22 protein-coding genes and 1 tRNA gene are annotated in these 21,350 nt (G+C 72.5%); 8 read left to right on the top strand and 15 right to left on the bottom strand.

From position 1 onward, the window contains the following. Positions 1-133 precede the first annotated feature (133 nt). Both ACLQ26_RS10085 and ACLQ26_RS10080 read right to left on the bottom strand, forming a co-directional pair. A tRNA-Gln gene (locus ACLQ26_RS10085) sits at positions 134-205 on the bottom strand. A gap of 108 nt (positions 206-313) precedes the next feature. Beyond that, positions 314-1,117: a fumarylacetoacetate hydrolase family protein gene (locus ACLQ26_RS10080; protein WP_234591312.1), complete on the bottom strand. Its 804-nt coding sequence runs from the start codon at positions 1,115-1,117 to the stop codon at positions 314-316. 174 nt (positions 1,118-1,291) lie between these two features. On the opposite strand from ACLQ26_RS10080, the gene ACLQ26_RS10075 reads away from it, so the two are divergent. After that, positions 1,292-2,761 carry a hypothetical protein gene (locus ACLQ26_RS10075; RefSeq protein ID WP_425744181.1) on the top strand — a complete coding sequence of 490 codons (1,470 nt, stop codon included), beginning with the start codon at positions 1,292-1,294 and terminating at the stop codon, positions 2,759-2,761. Positions 2,762-2,795: 34 nt separating this feature from the next. Continuing rightward, complete coding sequence (locus tag ACLQ26_RS10070; protein ID WP_425744180.1) at positions 2,796-3,662, top strand: 3-methyladenine DNA glycosylase; 867 nt, start codon at positions 2,796-2,798, stop codon at positions 3,660-3,662. A 17-nt stretch (positions 3,663-3,679) separates the two neighbouring features. Here ACLQ26_RS10070 and ACLQ26_RS10065 read toward each other — a convergent pair whose 3' ends face one another. From ACLQ26_RS10065 to ACLQ26_RS10025, 9 genes are all read right to left on the bottom strand, one after another. Then, positions 3,680-4,276 (bottom strand): TetR family transcriptional regulator, encoded by a 597-nt coding sequence (locus ACLQ26_RS10065; protein WP_425744179.1) that lies wholly within the window; start codon positions 4,274-4,276, stop codon positions 3,680-3,682. A 73-nt stretch (positions 4,277-4,349) separates the two neighbouring features. Next, positions 4,350-5,348, bottom strand: a complete 999-nt coding sequence (locus ACLQ26_RS10060) for an aldo/keto reductase (RefSeq protein ID WP_425744178.1) — start codon at positions 5,346-5,348, stop codon at positions 4,350-4,352. Between the two features lie 114 nt (positions 5,349-5,462). Further along, on the bottom strand, positions 5,463-5,888 hold the full coding sequence (gene arfB / locus ACLQ26_RS10055; RefSeq protein WP_425744177.1) for an alternative ribosome rescue aminoacyl-tRNA hydrolase ArfB: 426 nt from the start codon (positions 5,886-5,888) through the stop codon (positions 5,463-5,465). Between the two features lie 34 nt (positions 5,889-5,922). Then, positions 5,923-6,219, bottom strand: a complete 297-nt coding sequence (locus tag ACLQ26_RS10050; protein WP_425744176.1) for a hypothetical protein — start codon at positions 6,217-6,219, stop codon at positions 5,923-5,925. Between the two features lie 99 nt (positions 6,220-6,318). Further along, on the bottom strand, positions 6,319-7,179 hold the full coding sequence (locus tag ACLQ26_RS10045) for a S1C family serine protease (protein ID WP_425744175.1): 861 nt from the start codon (positions 7,177-7,179) through the stop codon (positions 6,319-6,321). 34 nt (positions 7,180-7,213) lie between these two features. Continuing rightward, positions 7,214-8,173, bottom strand: a complete 960-nt coding sequence (locus ACLQ26_RS10040) for a VWA domain-containing protein (protein WP_425744174.1) — start codon at positions 8,171-8,173, stop codon at positions 7,214-7,216. Beyond that, on the bottom strand, positions 8,170-9,201 hold the full coding sequence (locus ACLQ26_RS10035; RefSeq protein ID WP_425744173.1) for a DUF58 domain-containing protein: 1,032 nt from the start codon (positions 9,199-9,201) through the stop codon (positions 8,170-8,172). The genes ACLQ26_RS10040 and ACLQ26_RS10035 overlap by 4 nt, the downstream gene beginning before the upstream one ends. After that, a complete protein-coding gene (locus tag ACLQ26_RS10030; RefSeq protein ID WP_425744172.1) occupies positions 9,198-10,247 on the bottom strand; it encodes an AAA family ATPase in 1,050 nt (349 codons plus the stop codon). Before ACLQ26_RS10030 ends, ACLQ26_RS10035 begins: the two co-directional genes overlap by 4 nt. Positions 10,248-10,459: 212 nt before the next feature. After that, a complete protein-coding gene (locus tag ACLQ26_RS10025; RefSeq protein WP_425744171.1) occupies positions 10,460-10,969 on the bottom strand; it encodes a hypothetical protein in 510 nt (169 codons plus the stop codon). 337 nt (positions 10,970-11,306) lie between these two features. Here ACLQ26_RS10025 and ACLQ26_RS10020 point away from each other — a divergent pair, with 337 nt between their 5' ends. Then, positions 11,307-12,299, top strand: coding sequence for an endonuclease/exonuclease/phosphatase family protein (locus ACLQ26_RS10020; RefSeq protein WP_425744170.1), 993 nt, complete (start codon positions 11,307-11,309; stop codon positions 12,297-12,299). A 46-nt stretch (positions 12,300-12,345) separates the two neighbouring features. Here ACLQ26_RS10020 and cimA read toward each other — a convergent pair whose 3' ends face one another. Beyond that, positions 12,346-13,944 carry a citramalate synthase gene (gene cimA / locus ACLQ26_RS10015; RefSeq protein ID WP_425744169.1) on the bottom strand — a complete coding sequence of 533 codons (1,599 nt, stop codon included), beginning with the start codon at positions 13,942-13,944 and terminating at the stop codon, positions 12,346-12,348. 232 nt (positions 13,945-14,176) lie between these two features. Between cimA and ACLQ26_RS10010 the strand changes: the two genes are divergently transcribed. The 3 genes from ACLQ26_RS10010 (at position 14,177) to ACLQ26_RS10000 (ending at position 16,105) form a co-directional block, all read left to right on the top strand. After that, positions 14,177-14,707, top strand: coding sequence for a carboxymuconolactone decarboxylase family protein (locus ACLQ26_RS10010; protein WP_425744168.1), 531 nt, complete (start codon positions 14,177-14,179; stop codon positions 14,705-14,707). Between the two features lie 135 nt (positions 14,708-14,842). Beyond that, positions 14,843-15,301 carry a PRC-barrel domain-containing protein gene (locus tag ACLQ26_RS10005; RefSeq protein WP_425744167.1) on the top strand — a complete coding sequence of 153 codons (459 nt, stop codon included), beginning with the start codon at positions 14,843-14,845 and terminating at the stop codon, positions 15,299-15,301. 21 nt (positions 15,302-15,322) lie between these two features. After that, positions 15,323-16,105, top strand: a complete 783-nt coding sequence (locus tag ACLQ26_RS10000) for a tyrosine-protein phosphatase (RefSeq protein WP_425744166.1) — start codon at positions 15,323-15,325, stop codon at positions 16,103-16,105. Positions 16,106-16,151: 46 nt separating this feature from the next. Here ACLQ26_RS10000 and ACLQ26_RS09995 read toward each other — a convergent pair whose 3' ends face one another. Both ACLQ26_RS09995 and ACLQ26_RS09990 read right to left on the bottom strand, forming a co-directional pair. After that, positions 16,152-17,249 (bottom strand): branched-chain amino acid aminotransferase, encoded by a 1,098-nt coding sequence (locus ACLQ26_RS09995; protein ID WP_425744165.1) that lies wholly within the window; start codon positions 17,247-17,249, stop codon positions 16,152-16,154. Positions 17,250-17,411: 162 nt separating this feature from the next. After that, positions 17,412-18,443: a 3-isopropylmalate dehydrogenase gene (locus ACLQ26_RS09990; RefSeq protein ID WP_363679309.1), complete on the bottom strand. Its 1,032-nt coding sequence runs from the start codon at positions 18,441-18,443 to the stop codon at positions 17,412-17,414. A gap of 224 nt (positions 18,444-18,667) precedes the next feature. Here ACLQ26_RS09990 and ACLQ26_RS09985 point away from each other — a divergent pair, with 224 nt between their 5' ends. Next, positions 18,668-19,510: an FAD:protein FMN transferase gene (locus ACLQ26_RS09985; protein ID WP_425744164.1), complete on the top strand. Its 843-nt coding sequence runs from the start codon at positions 18,668-18,670 to the stop codon at positions 19,508-19,510. Between the two features lie 11 nt (positions 19,511-19,521). Here the strand turns inward: ACLQ26_RS09985 and ACLQ26_RS09980 are convergent, their stop codons facing one another. Beyond that, positions 19,522-20,376, bottom strand: coding sequence for a hypothetical protein (locus tag ACLQ26_RS09980; RefSeq protein WP_425744163.1), 855 nt, complete (start codon positions 20,374-20,376; stop codon positions 19,522-19,524). Positions 20,377-20,937: 561 nt separating this feature from the next. Between ACLQ26_RS09980 and ACLQ26_RS09975 the strand changes: the two genes are divergently transcribed. Next, positions 20,938-21,294 (top strand): hypothetical protein, encoded by a 357-nt coding sequence (locus ACLQ26_RS09975; protein WP_425744162.1) that lies wholly within the window; start codon positions 20,938-20,940, stop codon positions 21,292-21,294. Positions 21,295-21,350 lie beyond the last annotated feature (56 nt).

Here is a 21,350-nt window from a genome sequence, read left to right as displayed (position 1 = left end):
AACCACTTTCGCTCCCCCACCTTCACAGGCGGAGGAGCTGCACTCTACCAGAGACCACTCTCCGCCCCCTTCAGGGGCGGAGTCGAACTCCGTCAGAATCCAGCGTCTGGAACTCTCGCGAATTCCAGCTGCGCTGGGGTACCAGGACTCGAACCTAGACTAACTGAACCAGAATCAGTCGGGCTGCCAATTACCCCATACCCCATCGGCCCCTTGCGGCGCCGGGAAGGAACATTACCCTCCCGGTGCCGACAGGCCAAATCCGATCCCCCCGAACCGCTCGTGAGCTGCGGAAACAGGGGCATCCGACGGATCAGGCGACGGGGACCACCGGGTTGCTGAGCTCGCCGATGCCCTCGATCCGCACGGTGACCGTATCCCCCTCGACGAGAGGGCTAACCCCCGCCGGAGTGCCGGTGAGCACCACGTCGCCGGGCAGCAGGGTCATCACGTGCGAGATGTACGACACCAGGCCGGCCACGTCGAAGACCATGTCCTTCGTCCGGCCGAGCTGGCGTACCTCCATCTCGTCGGGGTTGCGACCCACCTCACAGCGGATCTCCAGGTCGGAGACGTCCAGCCCGGTGGTGATCCACGGGCCGATCGGGCAGAACGAGTCGAAGCCCTTGGCGCGGGTCCACTGCCCGTCCGAGCGCTGGAGGTCCCGGGCGGTCACGTCGTTGGCGCAGGTGTAGCCGAAGATGGCGCGCTCGGCGGCGGCCCGGTCGGCCCGGCGCGCGCCCGGCGCGCCGATCACCACCGCCAGCTCCGCCTCGTGCTCGACCTGCTTGGAGAAGATCGGCAACCGGATGGCGTCGCGGGGACCGATCACCGAGGTGGACGGCTTGAGGAAGAGCAACGGCTCCTTGGGCACCTCGTTGCCCAGCTCGGCGGCGTGGTCGGCGTAGTTGCGGCCCACGCAGACCACCTTGCTGGGCAGGATCGGCGAGAGCAGCCGGACGTCGGAGAGGGCCCAGCGGGCCCCACTGAAGGAGAGCTGGCCGAACGGATGACCCTCGATCTCGGCGATGGTCAGGCCCTGCGGCCCGGCCTCCGGTTCGCCCTCGACGGCTCCGAACGACATTCCCTTGGCATGAGCGAAACGAGCGATACGCACCGGGCCAATCTAGCCCCGCCGGCACCGCCACCGGCCACAACCGGCCGCCGAGTGTGCGCAACCCGTCACGTCGCGGCACCCTAGCGCAGCTCGGGTCGGCGGGGGCGGGCTTCCCGACTTCGTACCCGCACGGAGGGCGGACGCCCCTAGCGTCGGCTCCGGAGGTTCGTTCGTATGCCTGCATCGACACGACACCACAGAGCCCTCGCGGTGTTCGTACACTGCCTCGGCATCCTCGCCGCCGCGCCGGCCCTGCCCGCGGTGGCTCCGGAGGCGGCGACCGCGCCACGACCGGCGGCCGTCACGCCACAACCAGCCGCGACCGCGCCACGACCGGTGGCCGTCACGCCACCACCAGCTGCGCCGACGCCCAGTCCGACGGCGGTCACGCCCAGACCGACGGCGGTCACGCCGCCGGCGGTGGCGGTGGCCGCCCGGGCGCCCGTCGCGGCGAGCGCGGAACCCACCCCGCCCTCGGCGCCACCGGCGGTGGCGCCGCCGTCGCGGGTACCGGCGTCCGTGCCCCCACCGCCCGTCACGGTGGCGGTCGCGACGGAGAGCAGTCCAGCGCCGCGGTACCGGATCCACGTCCGCAACGTGGGTAACTCACCGCTCGACACCACCGTGCGCCAGGAGTTGCCGTCTGGGTCGTCGCCCACCGCGATCAGCGGGGGCGGGCGATCCAGCAGCTCCGGCGGGTCCACGGCCGAGGTGACCTGGCGGTTGCGGCTGCCCGCGCACAGCACCACCACGGTGGGCACCGCGCTGACCGCGGCCGCGCCGGGCCAGCCGCTGACCGCGCCGGCCTGCGCGTTCACAAGTGACGGCACCCGGCCGTACGACTGCGCCAGCGCCACCTGGCAGGCGGGCGGCGCCCCGGCGGCCGAGATCACCGAGGCGCCACCCTGGCGGCGGTATCCGGTGCTGCTGGCCGGGTTGGGCATCCTGGTGCTGCTCAGCGCCCTCGTGGCGTGGGTGTGGCGGCGACGGCGCGGACGACGGGTGACGGCCGCCGCCCTGTCCAGCAGCGCAACGCCTGACGGTGGACGCGGAACGATCTACCCGCGTGCGGCGAGTCCGAGCCCGAGCCGACGGCGGCGCACGCCTCCCGTCTGGCTGCTTGTCGGTGCGGCGGTGGTGGTGCTGGCGGGCGTGATCGGCACGGCCGGCTGGACGGCGACCCGGCAGGTGTCGTCGATCGACACCCAGAAGCAGCCGACAAGCGGCGCGTGGATGGGCACCGGGGTCTCCGGGCCGGTGGGCGTGCCGCTGCGGGAGTCCGCGTTCGAGTTCACCGTCTACCGGATGTCGTGCGCCGCGGGTGCGGCAGGCGGGTCCGGCGCGGCACCGGCCGGGGGTCGGCGCTGTCAGGCCACCGTGGGTGTGCGCAACGTCACCGGGGCCGAGCAGCCGTGGCACGGCCAGTTGCAACGCGCCTACCTGCCGGGTGGCCGGTGGGTGAGCACTGACGAGCCCGCCACCCGGGCGGCCAACCTGGGCCGGGACGTCTTCGCCAACCCGGTGGCAGCCGGCAGCCGGGCGGTGCTCCCGCTGGTGTTCACGGTCGACGGGCGGGACCCGCCCCGGCAGCTGGAGCTGCGCAGCGGGGTGTTCTCCGCCGGCGTCCGGGTGCAGATGCCCTGACCGGCGACGGGGCGGCGGTCGTACCCTGGGGTCCGTGACCGCCGCCCTCGCTCCCGCAGTGCTCGACGTGGCCGCCTGGCGGGAGCGTCGCCGGGCCCACGAGGAGCGGGTGGATGTCTGGCTGACGCCGCACCTGGCCCGACGACGCCGGGGCGAGCGGCACCCGGTGGCCGACTTCCTCTTCACCTACTACTCGCACCGGCCGGCGCAGCTACGCCGCTGGCACCCGGGCGCGGCTGTCGAGCTGCGCGACGCGGACCCGGCCGAGTTCGGCCGGGACTACCGCGCCACGACCGCCGGGGTCACAGTCGACACCGAGGCGGTACGCGGGCGACGCGGCGAGTCGATCGAGTGGATCCGTTCGCTGTTGACGGCCACGGCGGGGCGGCCGGCGCACTTCGGCTGCTTCGGGATGCACGAGTGGGCGATGGTGTACCGGCAGACCCGCGAGGAGCTTCGGCACAACGCCTGGCCGTTGCGGCTGGACCCGGAGCGGACCGCTGCCGTCGTCGAGGAGCGCGGGGTGCGGTGCAGCCACTTCGACGCGTTCCGGTTCTTCACGCCGCCGGCCCGTCCGTTGAACCTGCTCACGCTGACGCGGGAGACGCAGCACGCGAACGAGCAGCCGGGCTGCCTGCACGCCAACATGGATCTCTACAAGTGGGCGTACAAGCTGTCGCCGCTGGTGCCGTCCGAGCTGGTCGCGGACTGTTTCGAGCTGGCCCGCGACATCCGCGCGTTGGACATGCGGGCCAGCCCGTACGACCTCGCGGCTCTCGGTTACCCGCCGGTGCGTGTGGAGACCGCGGAGGGTCGCGCGGAGTACGCCGCGGCGCAGCGCGGGTTCGCCGACCGTGCGGCAGTGCTCCGCGACCGGCTGCTCGCCGCCGTCCCCGCCTGACCCGGGACGGCCCGGTTTCAGCCGGTGGGACGGGCGCGCAGGCCGTCGAGGAGCAACGCGACCACCGCTTCCAGATCGTCGTCCAGACCGGGCTCGCTCCACTCCGTCCGGTGCGACGGGTGGTGGAACCGCGCGGTGGCCTGCAACAGCGCGCGGCCGGCGACCGCAGGGTCGGGCACTGTGAACTCGCCGGCGGCCACCCCGTCCGCGACGATCAGGCTGAGCTGACCGGCGAGGACCTCCAGGTGGTTGGCGACCGCCCCCTCGGAGAGCGTGGCGAGCTGGTGGAAGTTGTCGAACAGCTCCGGGTCCTCCCGGGCCATCCGCCGCTTGGTGCCGCTCAACTCGGCCAGCCATCGGCGCAGCCGCTGCGGGGCGGGGTCGGTGCCGTTGGCGACGTCGATCAGCGGGGTGGAGACGCGGGCCAGCCAGCGTTCGGCGACCGCCTCGCGCAGGGCGGCCTTGCTGGCGAAGTGCCGGTAGACGCTGCCGTGGCTGACGCCCAACGCGCGGGCGACGTCCAGCACGGTGGCCTTCGCCGGGCCGTACCGGCGTAGCACCTCCTCGGCGCTGTCGAGGATGCGGTCGGCGGTCAGGGCGGTGGCGTCGCTCATCGTCCCAGCCTCCCTGACCGCGCCGCCGGTCGTGGCGCGACCCCCGGTCGACTGTCGCGCCACGACCGGGTCGTCATGACCGCTCGCTGTCCAGGAACGCCATCTGCGCCTCGTCGTACCGGCTGCCGGCCACCGCGTCGGCCGGGACCGCGGCCTCGATGGCGGCCAGGTCCGTCTCGGTAAGCGTGACCGCGGCGGCACCGAGGGCCTCGGTGAGCCGGTCCCGGCGGCGGGCGCCGATCAGGGGTACGACGGTCTCGCCCCGGGCGAGCACCCAGGCGATGGCGATCTGCGCCACGGTGACGCCGCGCGCCTCGGCGATGGCGCGCAGCGCGTCGACCAGGGCGAGGTTGCGGTCCAGGTTCGCACCGGCGAAGCGTGGCAGGTGGCTGCGGAAGTCGGTGCCTGTGGTCTCCCGCCCGGCCGTCCAGTGGCCGCTGATCAGCCCTCGGGAGAGCACCCCGTACGCGGTGATCCCGACGCCCAGCTCACGGGCCGTCGGCAGGATCTCGGCCTCGGGGGCGCGGGAGATCAGCGAGTACTCGATCTGGAGGTCGCTGATGGGATGCACCGCGTGTGCCCGGCGCAGCGTCTCGGCGCTCACCTCGGAGAGGCCGATGTGCCGGACGTGGCCCGCCTTGACCAGCTCGGCCAGGGTGCCGACGACCTCCTCCACCGGCACGTCCGGCGCGAGCCGGGCGGGGCGGTAGACGTCGACGTGGTCGGTGCCGAGCCGGCGCAGCGTGTACGCCAGGAAGTTCTTGATCGCGACGGGTCGGACGTCGTTGCCGTTCCAACCGCCGTCGACGTCGCGCAGCGCGCCGAACTTCACGCTGATCACGGCGTTGTCCCGGTTGCGGCCGCGCAGCGCGTCGCGCAGCAGCATCTCGTTGTGACCCATACCGTAGAAGTCGCCCGTGTCGAGCAGGGTGATGCCGGCGTCCAGCGCGGCGTGGATGGTGGCGATGCTCTCGGCCTCGTCGGCGGGGCCGTAGAGGTCCGACATGCCCATCAGGCCGAGCCCGAGCGCGGAGACGGTGGGGCCGGTGGTGCCGAGGGTGCGGGTGTTCATGGGGTCTTTCCTCTCACCTGGGGTTCCCATCGACCGTACACCGATCGACTGACAGATTCCAGATTCTGTCACTCGACAGTCGCAGAGGTCACCGACACGGCTCGGGGAAGAGGACTACTCGCCGTCGACGCGGCGGTCGCGTTTGCGCTGCGACTGGCGCTTCTTCTCGGCCAGCCGGCGCTCCTTCGCGCCCCGGGACGGCCTGGTCGCCCGACGCGGCGGCGGAGGCGGGGCGGCCGCCTCGCGCAACAGCGCGACCATCCGTTCACGGGCCGCCTCCCGGTTGGCGAGCTGCGCCCGGTGCTCGCTGGCGGCGATCGTCAGCACACCGTCCACCAGGCGGTTGGCGAGGCGTGCCAGCGCCCGCGCCCGCAGCGACTCGGGCACGGTCGGCGAGTTGGCCAGGTCGTAGCTCAGCTCGACCCGGGAGTCGGCCGTGTTCACGCCCTGCCCACCCGGGCCGGACGAGCGGGAGAAACGCTCCCGCAGCTCCCCGGCGGGGACGACCCACCGATCGGTCACCCGCAGTCCGTCGTCCACGCCCCGAGGCTAGCCCGCCACGACCTGTCCAGGGTCACCGGCGCGGAGGCTCACTCTCGGTCACCGACGGGGTGGGCGTCGGCCCGGCGGTCTTGTCGTCCCCGCCCACGGCGGCGTACGCCACGGCGCCGAACAGCAGCAACCCGATCACCGCGGCCTTCAACGCGACCCCACGGATCAGCAACCACGCGCCGCGGCGAGCGCCGGGCACCGACTTCTTCGCGGTCTGGTAGTCGGTCCACCCGCGTCGCGCCCGGGCGTACGCCGACCCCACCGCAATTCCGATGACCAGGCCCACCAGCAGGAGGACCGTGAGAAGAGGACGCTCCACCTCCGCCAGTATTCATATCGAGCGTAATAATTCCATGGTTCGACGGCGTGTGGCCGGATATCCGACAGTGCAGGCGGCCCGAAGGGCCGTCCGGGCAGCTCAGCCACCCTTTCCGATGATGGTGTCGGCGGTCTGCTGCACCTGGTCGATGGGAATGGCGAAGCCGATGCCTATCGACCCGTTGCCGTCGATGGTGGCGATCGCCGTGTTCACCCCGACCACCTCACCTCGGGCGTTGACAAGCGGCCCACCCGAGTTGCCGGGGTTGATCGACGCATCCGTCTGCACCGCGCGGTGCCTGTTGTTGCCCAACCGCACCTGGCGGTCCAGCGCGCTGACGATGCCCGCGGTGACCGTCCCGGACAGCCCCAACGGTGAGCCCACCGCCAGCACCGGCTCACCGACCCGGGTGGCGCCCGGCTTGGCCAGCGGCAGCGGGGCGAGACCGGCCGACGGTGGCACCTTCAGCACGGCAAGGTCGCTACGTGGTTCCCGGCCGACCACCTCGGCCTCGTACCGGCGGCCGTCGGGCAGCTCCACCGTGACCGGCCCGCCACCGCCCTTGGCGAGAATGTGGTCGTTGGTGACCAGGTGCTGCTGGTCGTCGATGGCGAATCCGGAGCCGGTGGCTGATGCGCCGTTCGCGCCGCCGGCGAGCACCGACACCACACCGGGCACGGTCCGTTCGGCGGCGGTGACCAACTCCGCCGGCACCGGTGCGGCCGACGCCGCGGCCGGGCCGGCCCCGCCGTCCCTGCTGGCCACCACGCCGCCGGCCAGGGCGCCCGAGACGGCCGAGACCGCCACGACCGCCAAGGCGGCCAGCAGCCGCCCGGGGCGTCGCCCGCCGGGATCCCGGCCCGAGCCGGGCGCGTCCCACCACCCGCGCCCGTCCGGATCGAGTTCCGGCGAGATGAACCAGGGACCGCGCGGTTCGCCCAGTCCGGTCTGCACTGCCATACGTACTCCTCACTGTCGACGTCGGCGCTCTGGGTCAGGGCAGTCGGGAGAACCAGCGCATCGAGCCGGCGGCGGCACCCATCGCGAACACCAGTCCGAGGCCGATGAACCGGGCCGAGACGTCCTGCCGTTCGGTGCGGTAGCCGACCGAGCTGCCGATGTCGTCGTAGACGGCGCGCAACTCGTCGGTGGTGCTGGCCTCGTGGAACATGCCGCCGGTCTCGTCGGCGACGGCCTTGAGGGTCTGCCCGTCGACGGGCACCTGGATCGGCCGTCCGCCCCGGTCCACGAACCCTGACGGCGTACCGAAGGAGATCGCGTGCACCGGCACCTTCACCGCGACCGCCTCGGCCGCCGCCTCCATCGGGTCCATCCCCGACGTGTTGGCCCCGTCGGAGAGCAGGATGATCCGAGCCGGCGGTGGCTCCTTGGCGGCCGCGCTGTCCAGGCTCTTGACCGCGCCGAGCGAGGTGTTGATGGCCTCACCGATCGCGGTGCCCTGCACCCCGGTCACCCCTTCGGCGAGGCGACCGATGCCCTCGTCCAGAGCGTCCCGGTCGGTGCCGGGCGGCACCAGGACGGCGGCACTGCCGGCGAACGCGACAAGCCCCACGTTGAACTCGTCCGGTAGGCCCTCGACGAAACGTCGGGCCGCCTGCTTGGCGGCCGCCAGCCGGTCCGGCTCCACGTCGGTGGCGAGCATGGAGGTGGACACGTCGACGGCCACCATCACTGTGGCGCGCTCCCGGGGAACCCGGACCTCGGCGGTGGGCCGGGCGAAGCCGACCACGAGCAGCGCCAGCATGGCCAGGAACAGCCCGGCCGGGACGTGCCGGCGCCAGGCCGGGCGAACGGGTGCGACCCGGTCCAGCAGCCGCAGGTTCGTGAAGCGGACGGCGTACCGGCTGCGGCGGCGCTGGAGCACCAGGTACGCGCCGACAAGCGCGAGCACGCCGATCAGCAGCCAGAGCCGCAACGGGGACTCCCAGCTCACGCGGCACCTCCCCGGACGGCTCCGGCCGGCGCGGCGGCCAGCCGTCGCTGGGCGTGCACGTGTCGGACGATGTCGGCGCTGAAGTCGCGGTCGGTGCGCAACGCCAGGTGTGTCGCCGCGCTCCGGCGCAACGCCTGGCGGACCTGGTCACGCTGGACGGCGGCGGCCGCGGCGTAGCGCTCCCGCAGGCGGCGGTCCGATGTGCACACCTCGCGGCGGCGGCCGGTCTCCGGGTCGACGAGCGTGATCAGACCGACGTCGGGCAGCTCCAGCTCACGCGGGTCGGTCACCTCGATCGCCAACACCTGGTGGCGGGCCGACAGCCGGCGCAGGGTCCGCTCCCACGGGGGCGGCTCGTCGGGGTCGTCGGGCAGGCCGTCGAGGAAGTCGGAGACCACGACGACCAGTCCGCGCTGGTTGGCGACCCGGTGCACCGCGTCGAGCCCGTCCGCCAACTCGGCCGCCGCGACCGCCTGCCCGGTCGCCGGCCGCGACCGGTCGTCGGGCTCGGTCGCGCGCGGCGCGGTCAGCAGCGCGCGGAGCAGACCGAGCAGATGGGTACGCCCGCTACGGGCGGGAAAGCGCCGTACCCCGTCGGCGCGCAGCACCTGGGCGCCCAACCGGTTGCCGATGCCTGCGGTCAGGAAGCCCACCGCCGCCACCGCGGCCACCGCCAGCTCCCGCTTGTCCAGCTCTGCGGTGCCGAAGTCCATGCTGGCGCTGGAGTCGACGAGCACCCAGGTGGTCAGTTCCCGGTCGGCGTCGACCTGTCGGACGTGTGGCACGGCGGTCCGGGCGGTCACTGCCCAGTCCATCCGGCGGACCTCGTCCTCCCCCGGCCGGTACTCGCGGCTGCCGGCGGGTTCGCTTCCCGGCCCGGGCAGCAGGCCACGGTACTGGCCGTGCAGCAGACCGTTGAGTCGCCTGGTGACTGTCAGTTCCAGTCGGCGCAGGCGCTGGTCGGCTGTCAGCTCGGCCAGGCCCGGGTCGGGCGGCGTGGCCACCGAGGTACGGCCGGCGCGTCTCACGCCGCCGCCAGGTCGGGGGTGTGCTGAAGGTGCCCGGTGGCCACCCGGGGTGGCGGCACCGCCTCCACGAGCCGCCGGACCAGGCTCTCGGCCGACACCCCGTCGGCAACGGCGTCGAAGGAGAGCACCAACCGGTGGGAGAGGACGTCCACCGCCAGCTCCCGGACGTCCTCGGGCAGCACGTACTCCCGTCCCCGCAGCAGCGCCTGCGCGCGGGCGGCGGCGACCAGGCCGAGGGTCGCCCGCGGGCTCGCGCCGTACGCCAGCAGCGGCGCGATCTCGGCCAGCCCGAACCGGCCCGGGTCCCGGGTGGCGAGGATGAGCCGGACCACGTATTCGGCCAGTGCGTGGTGGACGAAGATCCGCTCGGCGTGTAGCTGCAGGTGTCGCAGCCGTTGTGGGTCGAGCACCTGGCGCGCGCTGGGCCGGTCGGTGCTCATCCGGTAGAGGATGGCCAGCTCGTCGGCGTCGCTGGGATAGTCGACGACCACCTTCATGAGGAACCGGTCGCGCTGCGCCTCGGGGAGCTGGTAGACCCCCTCGGACTCGATGGGGTTCTGGGTGGCAAGCACCAGGAACGGCGTCGGTACCGGCCAGCTGCGCCCGCCGATGGAGACCTGCCGTTCGGCCATCGCCTCCAGCAGCGCCGACTGGACCTTGGCCGGTGCCCGGTTGATCTCGTCGGCGAGCACGAGGTTGGCCATGATCGGGCCCAGCTCGATGTCGAAGGTCTCCTTGGAGGCCCGGTAGATCCGGGTGCCGACGATGTCGCTGGGTACCAGGTCCGGGGTGAACTGGATCCGGGAGAAGGTGCCGCCGACCACTGTGGCGAGGGTCTGCGCCGCCAGGGTCTTGGCCACGCCGGGCACGCCCTCCAACAGGCAGTGCCCGTTGGCGATCAGTGCGGTGAGCAGACGTTCGACGAGCCGATCCTGCCCGACGATCACGCGTTTGACCTCGAAGAGGGTCTGTTCCAGCTCGACGCCGCTCGGCTCGGGATCGACCGAGGTGGGCAGGCTGGCCAGGGTGTCCGAGATGTCCGTCACGGTGCTTGCTTCCCGGGGCGGGGCCTCGGCAAACGTCGGATTGTGAGCGCCGGACGGGTCGGTTGCGCACCGGACGGGGATGAGTCGCCCGGAAGGGTGTCACCGGTACGAGTGGGTCGAAGCAGGGACGACCGCCGCGCTGACGGCAGAAGCCGACGGGCACGGGCACGGCCCCCGCGCACGAGGCACGGGGGCCGTTCCGGTCGGTTCGGTCAGGGGGTGTGGGTGAGCAGGGTGAATCCTCGGTCGGAAGGCGTTCCGGCCGAGTTGCGGGTCTGGATGAAGACCGCGTTGGGCGTGCTCAGCCGCGGGGCGACCGAGATCTCGCCGGCAGGTGGGATGCAGCAGGAGTCGGACCGGGAGATGGTGGCCAGGAAGGCGCCGGCGGAGACGGTGTAGCCGAACTGCACCTCGTACTCTCCGGGGCCGTACTTGAGCACCGTGCCCGTGCCGCGGGCCTTGGTGCCGTTGGAGTTGACGACGGTGAAGGCGGTCGTGGCCACCAGCGTGGTGGCGGCGCCCGACTTCAGCGCGGCCTTCGCCATACGGGCCGACTCGGCCGTGACCGGCGGCTGGGTGTCCGTGCCGCGCGCCGTCGGCTGGTTGGCCGCCTGCGGCGCCTTCGCCGACGGCTGGGCGATGGCGATCCCCCCACCGGCCAGGGTGAGCGCCAGGACAGCGAACGTGACCGCTGTCGCCTTACGTCGGAAGGATGTACTCATGACAGGTCCCCCTTGTGTGACCGTGCGAATTCGGCCGACCCGCGGGGCGGGACGGATGACTACCAATAATGGGATCGACGACGACACGAGAACCGGTTGAAGCTCCCTCACCCGCAGTCGGGAAAGTGATTTCTCGTTGATCTGCATCCGGTCTGAGCTGCTGTTACTACTCAGCGTTGCGTCGTTTTAACACGTGGAACGTAGCACCGCAAAAAGCCGCAGGTCAATAGTTGATCTCGCATTACCGGCCTGTCGCACAGGCGTCAGGTAATTGTGAAAGGTGAGCGCCTTACCATTCATGAAAATAGGCTGCGCCGTTTCCGGCTAGGCTGACGCCATGATCGTCGAAGCCCCGCCCGCACCGGCCCGCCGTCGAGTCCCGATCGGCACGGCGCTCTGCTGGGTGGCCGTGGGGCCGACCGCCGCCTGGGCCACCGTGCGGCTGGTCGGGCTGGACCGGGGGCCGCTCGTGCAGGCGCTCGCCTTCACCCCGTACGTCGCCGGCTGGAGCGTGCTGGCCCTCGCCCTCACGCTCGCCCTGCGGCGCTGGTGGCCGGCGGCGGTCGCGGCCCTGGCCGCGGTGGCGCTGCTCGGTGTGGTCGTGCCCCGGGCGCTGGCCCAGCCACAGCCGACGGTGACCGGCCCGACGATCCGTCTGCTCACGGCCAACCTGCTCGCCGGCGCCGCCGACGCGTCGACGCTCGTCGAACTGGTCCGCGCGCACAAGGTCGACGTGCTCACCGTGCAGGAGTTCACGCCGGACGCGCAGGCTGGCCTGGACCGGGCCGGCCTGGACCGGCTGCTGCCCTACCGGCAGCTCAACGCGCAGGACGGCACGCCCGGCTCCGGGCTCTACTCGCGCTGGCCGATCGGCGAGGTCGGCATTCGCGACAACCGCGGTGGCTGGGGGTTCAGCCAGGCGTACGGCACGCTTGCCGTCCCCGGCGGGCCCCCGGTCCGGGTCGAGTCGGCCCACCCCGCGGCGCCGTACGCGCTGGACCAGGTCGGCGCGTGGCGCGCCGACCTGGTCGCCCAGCCACCGGCCACCCCGGACGGCGGCCTGCGGATCCTCGCCGGGGACTTCAACTCCACCCTGGACCACGGGCCGCTGCGGGCGCTGCTGCGCACCGGTTACGTCGACGCCGCCGACGCCACCGGCACGGGGCTGACCGGCACGTGGGGCCCGTACGACGGTGACCTCATCCCCCCGGTCACGATCGACCACGTGCTCGTCGACCGCCGCATCGCAGCCGACGACGTGGCGGTGTTCGACCTGCCCGGCAGCGACCACCGATCCGTCCTGGCCACCCTGCGCCTACCCGCGGCCTGACCCCTCGCGGTCGCGCGCCTGCCGGCCCGGTGCGAGTTGGCAGAGGTCAGGGGGTTGGTGTCGAGACCGGGGCGGGGGCCAGGCCGTAGGTGAGGGCGTCGACCAGGGCGTGCCAGCTGGCCTCGACGACGTTCGGGTGGACGCCCACGGTGGTCCAGTCGCGGCCGGCGCCGTCGGAGGTCTCCAACAGGACCCGGGTGACGGCGCCGGTGCCGTGGCTGCCCTCCAGGATCCGCACCTTGTAGTCGGCCAGCTCGAACTCCCGCAGCTGCGGATAGTGCCGGGCCAGGCCCACCCGCAGCGCCTCGTCCAGCGCGTTGACCGGGCCGTTGCCCTCCGCGGTGGCGATCACGCGCTCGCCGCGTACCCGGATCTTGACGGTCGCCTCGGAGACGACAGCGCCGTCCTCCCGGTGCTCGACCTGCACCCGGTACGACTCCAGGGTGAACGGCCGGGCCGGACCGCCCTCGGGCAGCTCGGAGCGGACCAGCAGCTCGAAGGAGGCGTCCGCCGCCTCGAAGGACCAGCCACCGGCCTCCAACTCCTTGACCCGATTGGTGACCCGGGTCAGCGTCTCCGGGCGATCGGCCAGGTCCAGGCCGAGTTCACGGCTCTTGAGCTCGACGCTGGCTCGGCCGGCCATCTCGGTGATCAGGATCCGCATGTCGTTGCCCACCACCGACGGGTCCACGTGGTTGTAGAGCAACGGGTCGACCTTGATCGCGCTCGCGTGCAGCCCGGCCTTGTGGGCGAAGGCGGCAGCCCCGGCGTACGCCTGGTGGGTGTCGGGGGCGATGTTGGCGATCTCGGCGATGGCGTGCGAGACCCGCACCATCTGCGCCAGGCAGCCCTCCGGTAGGACGGGCATGCCGAGCTTGAGCTGGAGGTTGGCGACGACCGCGAAGATGTCGGCGTTGCCGGGGCGTTCGCCGTACCCGTTGGCGGTGCCCTGCACGTGGCGGACGCCCGCCTCGACGGCGGCGATCGTGTTGGCCACCGCGCACGCGGTGTCGTTCTGGGCGTGCATGCCGAACAGCGCCGGGTCGACGCCGAGTCGGTTGGTCAGGTCGACGATCGCGGCGGTCACCTGCGACGGCAGCATGCCGCCGTTGGTGTCGCACAGGACCATCCGCTCGGCGCCCGCGGCGAGCGCGGTCTGCACCACTGCCGCGCCGTACGCCGGGTCGTGGCGGTAGCCGTCGAAGAAGTGCTCGCCGTCGACGAACACGCGGCGCCCCTCGGCGACCAGGTGGCTGACGGTGTCGTGGATCATCGCCAGGTTCTCCGCGCCCGTGGTGCGCAACGCGCGCTCGACGTGGCGGATGTCGGCCTTGGCGACAAGCGCGACGGCCGGGGTCTGCGCGTCCAGCAGAGCGCGCACCTGGGGGTCGTCGGCGACCGCGACGCCGGCCTTGCGGGTGGCGCCGAACGCGACGAGCACCGCGTGCCGCAGGGTCAGTTCGGCGCGCGCCCGGCGGAAGAACTCGGTGTCCTTGGGCACCGCGCCCGGCCAGCCACCCTCGATGAAGCCGACACCGAACTCGTCGAGCAGCCGGGCCACCGCGAGCTTGTCGACCACCGAGTAGGTGAGCCCCTCGCGCTGGGCGCCGTCGCGCAGTGTCGTGTCGAAGACCTGGAACGTCATCAGGATCCTTTCTCGGAGCAACAAAAAGACCTCCCGCGGATGCGGGAGGTCTGCGCGCTCGGCGGAGGGAGAGCCGGCGCGCTAGGTCGCAATAATCAGGGTGGTGCTGGTCACGGCGTTCACTCTGCCACCGCTCCCCCGGTTTGGGAGAAACTATCCACATCGCGAGATGGTGACGGCGGCCCGCGCCGCTCCCGTTGATGGCTCTCGTGCCGCTCTCAAGGAGGACACCGTGGGCCTGGATGCGATCGAGGCGGCCCTGCCCGAGTACGCCAGGGACATCAAGCTCAACCTGGGCTCCACCGTCGGCGCGTCGACGCTGACCCCGACCCAGGCGTGGGGCACGGCGCTGGCCTGCGCGGTCACCGCCCGCAACCCGCTGGTGCTGCGGGAGATCGCCGCCGAGGCGGTCAAGCACCTCGGGGCCGAGGGCGTCGAGGCGGCCAAGGGCGCCGCGGCCATCATGGCGATGAACAACATCTACTACCGGGCCAAGCACCTGATCGGCGACGAGCAGTACGCCTCGATGCCGGCCCGGCTGCGGATGCAGATCGTCGCCCGGCCGGGGGTCGACAAGGGCGACTTCAAGCTGTGGTGCCTCGCCATCTCCGCGATCACCGGCTGCGGGGTCTGCCTGGAGGCGCACGAGAAGGCGTTGCGCGGCAGAGGCTTCACCCCGGAGCAGGTGCACGAGGCCCTGCGCATCTCCGCCGTGGTGCACGCCGCGGCCGTCACCCTGGACGCCGAGGCGGCACTGGCCTGAGCCAGGCACGCCCCGCCGCCGTGCCACGACGTGGCGTCGGCCCGTCGCCGTTTCCGGCCCCCGACCGCCGGGTAGCTCCTGCGGGGACGCACCCAGCGCCGCCGAGACGATCGGCGACAGTCAGGAGTGAACGGCATGGACAGGATCGACCCGCACGCCGCCCACGCCGGGCCCGACCCGCTGCACGGCGGTGACCAGGGCACCGTGGCGGGCGGCGCGCCGAGTGGCACCTTCGACCCGTGGCGCTACCGGGACGCGGCCGGAGTGGCAGACGCCGACCTGGTCGGCTACAAGGTCGAGGCCACCGACGGCGGAGTCGGCAAGATCGACGACGCCAGCCACGAGGTCGGCGGCAGCTACCTGGTCGTGGACACCGGGCCGTGGATCTTCGGCAAGAAGGTGATGCTGCCCGCCGGCACGGTCAACCAGGTCGACCACGACCAGCGCACCGTCTCCGTCGACCGCACCCGGGACCAGATCAAGGCCGCCCCGGAGTACGACGAGACCAGCCACAGCGACCCGGCGTACCGGGACCAGCTGGGCGGCTACTACGACGAGACGTACGGCGCGCTCCCGCCCGGGACGGCGCGGTAACCGATCGCACACCGACGGCCGGTGGGGCAACGCCGCACCGGCCGTTACGGTGTCAACGTGGACGCCATCGACGAGAACCGACACATCCCGCTGCCCGCGACCTTCAACTTCCGCGACGTCGGTGGCTACCTCGGCCACGACGGCCGCACCGTGCGCCGGGGCCGCCTCTTCCGCTCCGACTCCCTGCACCGCCTGGACGAGCAGGACCGGGACGCGTTCGCCGCGATCGGCGTTCGCACCGTCATCGACCTGCGCCGCCCCACCGAGGTCGAACGCGACGGTCGGGTGCCGGCGTACCAGGGGCTGACCTACCGGCACATCCACCCGGAGCACGAGGACTGGTCGGGCACGCCGCACGAGGAGGGCACCGACCTGGCCCGCTACCTCGCCGACAGGTACGCCGACCTGGCCCAGACCGGCACCGGCGGGCTGGCCGAGGCGATCGGGCTGATCGCGGACTCCGCGAACGCCCCGGTCGTGGTGCACTGCGTGGCCGGCAAGGACCGCACCGGCATCGTCTGCGCCCTCACCCTCGCCGTCCTGGGCGTCGACGACGCCGACATCACCGCCGACTACGCGCTCAGCACGGAGGCGTCGGCCCGGTTCAGCGCCTGGCTGGCCGAGACCATGCCGGACGCGGCCGAGGTGCCCGCGCCGTTCCTGGCCTCACCCGCCGAGGCCATGCAGATGTTCCTGGACGAGTTGCGCGCGGGGCACGGCTCGATCGAGGCGTACCTGCGCCACGCCGGGGTGACCGACGAGCAGCTCGCGGCCCTGCGCGACCACCTGCTCGCCGAAGGCTGAGCAGTGCTGACCGGCCCGTGCGGACGGGCCGGTCAGCACGCGGACCTCACAGAACCTGGTGCACCCAACCGTGCGGGTCGGCCGCCTTGCCCCGCTGGATGTCGACGAGCTGCTGGCGCAGCGACATGGTGACCCGGCCGGGCTCGCCGCCGCCGACCAGGAACTCGCCGTCGGGGAAGCGCACCCCACCGATCGGGGTGATCACCGCGGCGGTGCCGCAGGCGAAGACCTCGCGCAGCCTGCCGCTTGCCGCGTCGGCCTGCCAGTCGGCGAAGCTGACCGGCCGCTCCTCGACCCGGAGCCCGGCCTTGCCGGCCAGCGTGATGATCGCGTCCCGGGTGATGCCGGGCAGGATCGTGCCGGTCAGCGGCGGGGTGACCACCGTGTCGTCGTCGTAGACGAAGAAGACGTTCATGCCGCCCAGTTCGTCGACGAAGCGGCGCTCCACCGCGTCGAGGAAGACCACCTGGTCGCAGCCGGCGTCGATGGCCTCCGCCTGGGCCGCCAGCGACGTCGCGTAGTTGCCGCCGCACTTGGCCGCGCCGGTGCCACCGGGCGCCGCCCGGGTGTAGTCCGGAGAGACCCAGACCGTGACCGGCTTGACCCCGCCGCTGAAGTACGCGCCGACCGGCGAGGCGATCACCATGTAGAGGTATTCGCTGGCCGGGCGGACGCCGAGGAAGACCTCGCTGGCGAACATGAACGGCCGCAGGTAGAGGCTGCCGTCCTCGCCGGCCGGGATCCACTCCCGGTCGATCTCGATCAGCTTGTGCAGCGAGTCGACGAACACCTCCGGCGGCAGCGCCGGCATCGCCATCCGCTGCGCCGAGTCGACGAACCGGGCGGCGTTGGCGTCCGGCCGGAACATCGTCACGCCGCCGTCGGCGGTCCGGTACGCCTTCAACCCCTCGAAGATCTCCTGCGCGTAGTGCAGCACCGCGCTGGCCGGGTCCATCGGGATCGGCGCACGCGCCTCCACCCGGGCGTCGTACCAGCCCTTGCCGTCGGCGTACCGGATGGTGACCATGTGGTCGGTGAAGACGCGGCCGAAACCCGGGTTGGCCAGCAGGGCGGCCCGGTCGGCGACGGATACCGGCGCGGGATTCGGACGGATCTCGAAGTCGAGCTTGTCACCACCGCTCATCGCGCTGACCTCCCTGGGGGACAACGGCATGCGGGATCGCACACCGACGTGGTTGTGCCAGAAACTTACCCCGAACGGTCGTTCAGAAGGTAGCGCCGCTCGGGACCGGGTGGACTGCCCGGACAGGCGGATGCCGCTCCGGCCCCTGAGGGTCGAAAGCGGTCAGGCTACGGAGTGGGCGGCGAGCCGGTCGCCGACCTCGTCGGTGCGCAGCGCCGCGCCCGGGGTGCGGCCGGCCAGTTCGGCGGCGACCGCCGCGTTGACCCGGGCCGCCGCGTCGGCGTGCCCGAGCTGCTCCAGCAGCAGTGCGACGGAGAGCACCGCGGCCACCGGGTCGGCGACGCCCTGCCCGGCGATGTCCGGCGCCGAGCCGTGCACCGGCTCGAACATCGAGGGGTACGCGCCCTCGGGGTTGATGCACCCGCTGGCGGCCAGCCCGATCCCGCCGGTGACCGCGGCGGCGATGTCGGTGAGGATGTCCCCGAACAGGTTGTCGGTGACCACCACGTCGTAGCGCTGCGGCTGGGTCACCAGGAACATCGCGGCCGCGTCGACGTGCTGGTATTCCGTCGTGACGTCCGGGTGCTCGGCGGCGACCGCCGCGAAGGCGCGCGCCCACAGCGACCCGGCGTGGGTCAGCACGTTTGTCTTGTGCACGAGGGTGACCTTGCGCCGCTCCCGGCGGTCCGCGCGGGCGAACGCGTCGCGGATGACCCGCTCCACGCCGTGGCGGGTGTTGAGGCTCTCCTCGGTGGCGACCTCGGCGGGGGTGTCCCGGTGCAGGGAGCCGCCGGCGCCGGCGTAGAGGCCCTCGGTGCCCTCGCGCACCACCACCAGGTCGACCTCGCCGGGCTTCACGTTGCCCAGCGGACCGGCGACGCCGGGCCAGAGCCGCGAGGGGCGCAGGTTGACGTACTGGTCGAAGGCGAACCGGAGCTTGAGCAGCAGGCCGCGCTCCAGGACGCCCGGCGGCACCGTGGGGTCGCCCACCGCGCCGAGCAGGATCGCGTCGTGTCCGGCCAGCTCGGTCAGCACCGAGTCCGGAAGCACCTCGCCGGTACGATGCCAGCGGGCGGCGCCGAGATCGTATTCGGTGGCCTGCACGCCGGGGAGCACCGCATCGAGGACCTTGCGAGCCTGCGCGACCACCTCGGGCCCGATGCCGTCTCCGGCCACCACCGCGATCCGCGCCACGCCCGTACTCCCCACGCTCGACTGCCCCGTCCCGCCCACGGTACGTCGGTGTCCCGCAACCCGGTACGATGCTTCCAGCATTTGGGACAGGAGAATACACAGCACCCTCTCAGCTGGGATTCATGGGGCGATCATCTGCGCTGCCTACGGTGGGGGCAGCGGGTCAGGGGGCCCGCGAACGGTGGTCGTGAGGACGCGACGTCAACTGCGAGGGGGCAGGTGCCATGCGCATCGACGAGCAGCCGCGGACCCGCTGGCCCGACCCTTCGGCGTTCCGGAGCCGCCGGCCCGACCTGCGACTCGGCAGCCGACGGCACCGGATCGACCCGACCGCCGCCACCGACGGCCGGATCGCCGTGCAGCACACCGTACGCACCGCGACCGCCGAATACACCCTGCTGCTCAACGCTCCCGATCGGCTCGGCCGCCGGGGCGTCGGCGAGGCCCTGCGGGACAGCGTCGCCGAGCTGCGCGCCGTGGACCTGACCTACGGCCCGAACCGCCCGGAGAGCCTGGTCTCCATGCTGCGGCGGGGAGAGATCAGCCCCGAGTCGTACCCTCCGCTGGCCGACCTGGTGGACCGCTGCACGGCCATGCGCGCCGCCACCGACGGCTGGTTCGACGCCTGGGCGGTGCCCGGCGGCTTCGACCCGGGTGGCCTGCTGGGCGGCTGGGCCGTGGAACGTGCCGCCGCCCGGCTGCGCGCCGCGGGCATCCACGACTACGCCGTACTCGCCGGTGCCGACCTGGTGGTCCGCGGCCGCGCCCCGCACGGCGGGCCGTGGCGGGTGGCGGTGCACCACCCGACGGCACCCGAGCGCGCACCACTGGTGCTGGAGATGACCGCCGGAGCCGTCGGCACCTCCGGGGTGACCGGGCGGCAGGGGCACGTGGTCGACCCGCACACCGGCGAGCCGGCCAACCAACTCATCGCCGCGACAGTCGTCGGCCCGGACCTGACGGTCGCCGACGCGTACGCCACCGCGCTCTACGCCGCCGGGCCCACCGGCCTGGCCTGGTTCCGTGGTGGCTCCGACTATCGCGCGCTCTTCGCCCACCGGCGCTGAACGCTGTCCCGCTAGCGCCCGGTGCTGGGATCCGGCACGGTGACCCGCGCCGGGGTCCGCGCCCCGAAGACGGTGGCGACCAGATCGCTCACCGCGTGTACCCCTACGTCGATCCCCTTGCCGGGTGGAAGTTGGTACATCACGGCGACGACGTAGCGTTGGTCGTCGCCGGCGAAGCCCACCGTGTTGGTGACCCAGTGCTCGCCACCCGGATCCGGCTCGATCGACCAGCCGTCCTTGGTGCCGGGTCGCTTGTCGGCGCCGGCCGCCCAGACACCCCAATGTTGGATCGAGCCGACCGAGCGCATCGCGCCGACGAGATAGGCACGGTCGGTCGGGTTGAGGTCATCCAGCACGTACGACATCAGCCGCTGTAGATCATCTGCCGTGCACTTGAGGTGGCCCCAGAAGCGCGTGTACCCGGCGACGGTGCGTAGCCCCGTCATGCCGTAGCGCCGCTGGAAGCGTTCGAGCTGTTTGTCGCGGCCGTAGCGGTTCCACAGAGCGGTAGCCGCGTCGTCGGAGGAGACCCTCAGCATGTCGGCGATCTGTCGACGCGCGGTGGCGTCGAGCGTGATCTCACCCGCACGGGAGCGCTCCAGCAGCCCGACGGCCATCGCGAGCTTGATGGTGGAGGCCGTCCAGACCGGATGGTCGGTGGTTCCCGCCCTCCAGAGCTCGCCGGTACGCCGGTCCCGTACCAGGATTCCGAGGACTCCCGGTTTGCTCTTGAGGAGGGCCGCCGTCGCCGCGAGGCGTCGGCGTTGCGCCTCGTCGTCGCTTACCGGGCCCGGCGTACCGGGCTGCCGGCCACCAGCCGGACCCAGCCCGCTCGTGGATCGCGGCTCGACGGTTCCCGTGGACACCGACGAGTCCGGCGAAGCAGGTGGGCCGGTTGGATCAGTCGAACAGCCCGCCAACACGAGCACCGCCACCACGGTCGCGAGGAGCCTCATCGGTCCCACCGTCCGTCGAGGCATCGCCTGTCGCCGCAGTTCGGCAACCCATCGACCGCTCTGACGGGTATCGCCGTCCGAGAACCGAGCGCTCGTCACGGCCGCAGATCATAGCCGGACGGCCGGCCACGTAGTCGCACGTGAGATCCGTCCAACGCGTCGCACCAGCCGGATTGCGATCGGCCCCCACGGCCTCGGCAACGGCCGTGGGGGCCGGTCAGCGACGAGTGCGCGTGGCTCGCACAATCGAGGGGTGCGGGACCGGTCGGGCCGGACGTCGGCCGCGCCACCCGAAGACGGGCCGGCGCCGCGACCTGCGGCCAGTAACCGCAGTCGTACGCTAGCGAATCGACGCAACTCGACGCAAGAGTCTCCACAGCGGACCCTCCCGACCGAAGCGTGAAAGGTCGGCGATTGGCCTGCGGCGAGGCAGTTTCGACATGGTGAACGACGGATGGCACGCTGTCCGCCGTGAGTTTCGATCTGAGTGTGTGGGCCCTGGAGGACAGGGCGACGCCCGAGGACGTGCGGGCAGCGGTCGACGGTTGCCGGCAGGGGCGGCACGTGGACCGTTACCCGGACCCGCGCGTTGTCGGCTTCTACCGGGCGATCACCGCGTCCTATCCGGACCGACACCCCGGCCCGGACAGCCCGTGGGCCGTGGCGCCGCTGCACGCCGCGCACGACCACGTCGAGCTGAACCTGCACCCGACCTGCGCGGACCAGGTGCTGCTGGACATCGAGCGACTGGCCGGGGAGCACGGGCTGATGCTCTTCGACCCGCAGGACGGCTCGGTCTACCCGCCCCCCGCCCGGCTGCCCCACTGACCCGAGGCGGCTGGGCCGGCATCCACGGCCCTGGCGGCGTACGACAGAGGGGCCCG

It is taken from the genome of Micromonospora sp. DT43, assembly GCF_049841645.1.
Classification (GTDB): Bacteria; Actinomycetota; Actinomycetes; order Mycobacteriales; family Micromonosporaceae; genus Micromonospora.
This window is presented reverse-complemented; position numbering and strand designations above follow the sequence as displayed.